Source organism: Komagataeibacter kakiaceti JCM 25156, assembly GCF_000613305.1.
In genome coordinates this window covers 1-4,080 of the sequence record NZ_BAIO01000188.1, presented here as the reverse complement: position 1 = coordinate 4,080, position 4,080 = coordinate 1, and the positions used below count along the sequence as shown (strand labels likewise).

General features: G+C 62.0%; 7 protein-coding genes and 1 pseudogene. 3 read left to right on the top strand and 5 right to left on the bottom strand.

Going from position 1 to position 4,080, the window contains the following annotated elements; all coding sequences use genetic code 11:
• Both JCM25156_RS10285 and JCM25156_RS10280 read right to left on the bottom strand, forming a co-directional pair.
• On the bottom strand, positions 1–220 hold a 220-nt coding region (locus JCM25156_RS10285; protein ID WP_242402591.1), incomplete at its 3' end, for an AIR carboxylase family protein.
• Between the two features lie 78 nt (positions 221–298).
• The gene (locus JCM25156_RS10280) at positions 299–499 is read right to left on the bottom strand and encodes a DUF465 domain-containing protein (protein WP_025813019.1); all 201 of its coding nucleotides are present in this window, start codon (positions 497–499) and stop codon (positions 299–301) included.
• 160 nt (positions 500–659) lie between these two features.
• Here JCM25156_RS10280 and JCM25156_RS27970 point away from each other — a divergent pair, with 160 nt between their 5' ends.
• Entirely contained in the window at positions 660–830 is a 171-nt protein-coding gene (locus tag JCM25156_RS27970; RefSeq protein ID WP_084296497.1) for a YdcH family protein, read from the top strand.
• A gap of 46 nt (positions 831–876) precedes the next feature.
• On the opposite strand, the pseudogene JCM25156_RS23375 reads toward JCM25156_RS27970, so the two are convergent.
• The 3 genes and pseudogenes from JCM25156_RS23375 to rpmE all read right to left on the bottom strand — a co-directional run bounded on the left by JCM25156_RS23375 (position 877) and on the right by rpmE (position 2,678).
• Positions 877–1,463 (bottom strand): annotated as a pseudogene (locus JCM25156_RS23375) (DUF1013 domain-containing protein).
• A 253-nt stretch (positions 1,464–1,716) separates the two neighbouring features.
• Complete coding sequence (locus tag JCM25156_RS10265; protein ID WP_025813018.1) at positions 1,717–2,262, bottom strand: Hsp20 family protein; 546 nt, start codon at positions 2,260–2,262, stop codon at positions 1,717–1,719.
• A 131-nt stretch (positions 2,263–2,393) separates the two neighbouring features.
• Positions 2,394–2,678 carry a 50S ribosomal protein L31 gene (rpmE, locus tag JCM25156_RS23370; protein WP_025813017.1) on the bottom strand — a complete coding sequence of 95 codons (285 nt, stop codon included), beginning with the start codon at positions 2,676–2,678 and terminating at the stop codon, positions 2,394–2,396.
• A gap of 253 nt (positions 2,679–2,931) precedes the next feature.
• Between rpmE and mscL the strand changes: the two genes are divergently transcribed.
• Together mscL and JCM25156_RS10250 are read left to right on the top strand one after the other, a co-directional pair.
• Complete coding sequence (gene mscL / locus JCM25156_RS10255) at positions 2,932–3,447, top strand: large-conductance mechanosensitive channel protein MscL (protein ID WP_025813016.1); 516 nt, start codon at positions 2,932–2,934, stop codon at positions 3,445–3,447.
• Positions 3,448–3,679: 232 nt separating this feature from the next.
• On the top strand, positions 3,680–4,080 hold a 401-nt coding region (locus tag JCM25156_RS10250; RefSeq protein WP_025813015.1), incomplete at its 3' end, for a hypothetical protein.

The following is a 4,080-nucleotide window of genomic DNA, read 5'->3' as shown; positions in this document are numbered from 1 at the left end:
GCAGCGCGGTCCATGCCGCGCACATGCCCGGCAGGTGCGCGGCCCCGCCAGCACCCGCGATAATGACGGACAGCCCGCGGCCCTGCGCGGTCTTTGCATACTCCGCCAGACGGTCCGGGGTGCGATGCGCCGAGACAATGCGGATTTCATGCGCGATAGCCAGCGTTTCAAGCACGCTGGCGGCGTGACGCATGGTTTCCCAGTCGGACTGGCTGCCCATGATCATCCCGACGCGCGGGGCCTGCGCGCCGGTGGGCGGAACGGGGGGTGGCTCACGGTAACTACTCTCGTCAGGTATTCAGGCGATGCTGTCCGGGATCAGTCGGCTTTCCAGCCATGCGATCTCATCCTTCAGCAGAAGCTTGCGCTTTTTCAGCCGTTGCAGTTGCAACTGGTCCGTTATCTGCAACGCCATGCGATTGATGACCGTATCAAGGTCACGATGTTCGCTGCGCAGTTCGTGCAGCTTGCGAAGGAGGGTATCCCGATCTGTCAGCATGGCGGCTCGTCTGTTAGGTGGGCGTGGGCTATCCTAAGCATATCCGCCGCAAAAGACGAAATGCCGGGCGCGAACGCCATGGCCTGCAATTTTAGCATGGAATTCGCCCGCCGGTCTGGTCTAGCCTGACTGGGTCGTAACAAAGACGCTGGAGGGTTCCATGTCTTATGAAGCGCGTATCAACAGCCTCAAAAATCGCCATGCGCGGCTTGACGCCCGTATCTTTGATGAAGACCGCCGTCCCATGCCGGATGAAGTCACCATCCGCAGGCTCAAGCTGGAAAAACTCCGCCTGAAGGAAGAGATCGAGCGTCTCGCCAGACTGGGCTGACCGCCCTGCGCGCCGCCCGGCCTTCATGCCGGGCGGGCCAGGTGAATCAGATGCCGTTCTCGCCGTCGTCATCCAGTTCCAGCGGCGGCGGGACAGCCTGGCCTTCACGGGCAAGACGCTCGTTGGCGGCGGCCACCATGCGTTCAGGTCGGTCTGGCTGCACAGGCCCAGCGTGACAGGGTCGCGCGGCTTGATGTTGGGGCTGTTCCAGTGCTGCTTGCTGCGGACCTTCTCGATGGTGTCCTTCGTCGTGCCCAGCAGCTTGCTGGTCTGCTGTTCGGACAGTTGCGGGAAGTTGCGCAGGATGAAGGCGATCGCATCGGGGCGGTCGTTACGCTTGGCCACCGGGGTATAGCGCGCGCCCTTCGAGCGGCGGTTGATCGGGTTGGCCGGCGGCAGGATCTTGAGGCGCGACTCAGGATCCTTTTCACAGCGGTCGATCTCGGCCTGCGTGAGCTGGTGGTTGGCAATCGGGTCGTACCCCACGATTCCCTGCGCCACTTCCCCATCGGCGATGGCCTGGACCTCCAGGGGGTGCATTCCACAGAACTCGGCGATCTGGGTAAAGGTCAGCGCCGTTTTTTCAATAAGCCACACGGCGGTTGCCTTGGGCATCAGGGGCAGGGCGGTCATTATCACTCAGGTCCTACAGCGTGTGGCGCCACACGCAGGCACCTGAAAGGGTGTTTGAAACGGTTTCCCTGCCGAAGCGGGAACCGTGCGTACCTGCTGGCGCGCCAAAAACAGAAAACACTCGTGGAAGTGATATGACGGTTGCGGGTGGGAAAGGTCAAGACTTCAATCCACCCGTCCGGGATGTTTCGCCGCAATAAAAATCAGGGGCGGACCACTGGCCCGCCCCTGCTGTAAAATATGGACAATCAGTTCAGTTTGCGCAGGCCGCCTGCCGGGGCGCTTCCCCCGCCGCCATGGTGGCGGCGGCGATCTGGCCGGGCAGGGGGGCTCCGGTTTCCGGGGCCACTTCATCGCGCGCGGCGCTGGTGACCGTGGCCTGACCGGATGAGACGGGAATACGCCGGGGCTTCAGGGCCTCTGGCACGATCTGCCGCACGGCGATGCGCAGCAGCCCGTTGGTCAGGTCCGCGTTTTCTACCACCACATGGTCGGCCAGCACGAAGCGGCGTTCGAATGCGCGTGTGGCGATGCCGCGATAGAGCATTTCCCTGCCCTGCGTGGTCTCCCCCACGCGACCGGCCACGATCAGCGTATTGTCCTGCACGGTCAGTTCGATGTCATCGGAGCCGAAACCCGCGACCGCCATGGTCAGCGCGTACTGGCTGTCGGTCAGTTTTTCGATGTTATAGGGGGGATAGGACGGGCTGACCGGATTCTGGGCCGCCGTATCGACAAGCTGGGCCAGACGGTCAAAACCGATTGCGCTGCGGAACAGCGGCGCGAAATCATAAGCCATGTTCAAAACCTCCATGAAGCAAGGTCTGCTGTGCGACGGCCCCTCGATCGAGCGGGCCGTGATGTCAGGGTGATGCACGAACCCACAGGGGCATCCGTGCAGTCCAGACATGGGAATGCCCGGCCCCCCGTTCAAGGGGCCGGGCATTCGCGCAGTAGCAGTCCGTATCTGGTGGAGGCGGGGCGGATCAGCTTCTTGCGCTGCCCCAGCGCGCCGAACTTCTTGTTGAACTTCGCGACCTGGCCCCCGGTGTCCATCATGCGCTGCACGCCGGTCCACGCCGGATGGGACTTCGGATCAATGTCCAGACGCAGCGTATCGCCGGGCTTACCGTAGCACGAGCGTGTGGTGTACTCGGTGCCGTCGGTCATGACGATGTTGATTTCGTGGTAGTCGGGGTGGATGCCGGATTTCATTTTCAACTTACTTTCGCGCTGGGCCCACCGATGCCGACCGGGGGCGTTCGTTTGGCTGGCCTATAGACGACAAGCACCGGCAAGATCAACACCCGATGAAAAAAAAGCCGGTTTCCCGCGTTCCATGCCCGGGTGTTACCGCATTGCATCACGGTAGGGGAATGGAAAGAAGCATGCGCGATATTCAGTCGTCATGCGGTCGTGACATGCTAGACCGGAATGGTCATCTATTCGAAGCAAAGGATTGGTAAGAATGGCGAAGTTGCCGGATCACGTGCCTGAACTGCACGTCAAGGATATTCATGTGCCGGGGTGGCTGGGTGAATTCCGCGCGTTTCTCATGCGCGGCAATGTGGTTGATCTGGCTGTCGGTGTCATTGTGGGCGCCGCGTTCACCGCAATCGTGAACAGCCTGGTGAAGGATGTGTTCACGCCGGTGCTGGGGCTGCTGATTGGCGGTATCGATTTTACCAACCTGTTCATCACCCTGCGTGGCCCCCATCTCGCTACCCTGGCCGATGCGCAGAAGGCGGGCGCGGTCACGATCAATATCGGGCTGTTTCTCAACGCGGTGATCCAGTTCGTGATCATCGGTTTCGTGATTTTCTGGGTCGTGAAGGCCATCAACCGCCTGACGGTGAAAAGGGATGCCGAAAAGCCCGCAACGCCGCCCGCGCCGCCGCGCAGCGAGATCCTGCTTCAGGATATTCTCGATGTGCTGAAGGCCGAAGCCGCGCAGAAGCCGGAGGGTGGCGCGGCGAAAGTCTGACGTTATTCACCACTCCAGCGTCCGGACGGGCGCCCGCCATGCGGGCGCCCATTTTTTTGCCGTATATGCGTGCCCTTGTGCCGCGGGCGATGACTGACCACTATCCTGCGGTAAAATACCGTTTTGGCAGCGCTTCCCGGCAATCCGCCGCCTGCCTTCTCCGTTCCGATGTTCATGATACATCGACCGCGAGATGTTCCGAACCCGCCTCTACGCTCAGGGTGCCCACCAGATGATCAATTTCACACGATATGTTTCCCGCGGCCTTCTGGTGCTGGCCACCACCGGCTTTCTGGCCGCCTGTCATGGGGAGGCGACGACAACCCGGCAGGCCATAGCCAGCCTGCCCCCCGCCGCGCAGGATTATCTGCTGATTTCGTCCTATTTCATGGCGGAAGGGGGGCTGGTCAGCCGCCTGCAGGATGGCGGGCTGTCGGGCCAGCAGGTTTATGACATGGCGCTCTCGCTCAAATACGGCAAGCGCATGCTCATGGCGGCGCTGGTCAAGCCGTCGCACAGGGCGCGTCATAATGTGGAACTGGCGGTGGCGCTGATGGTGGCCTGCACCGACCAGCCCGATCCGACCACGCTGGGTGGCCGGGCGCTCCAGCGCTGCATCCCCGAGGGACCGGT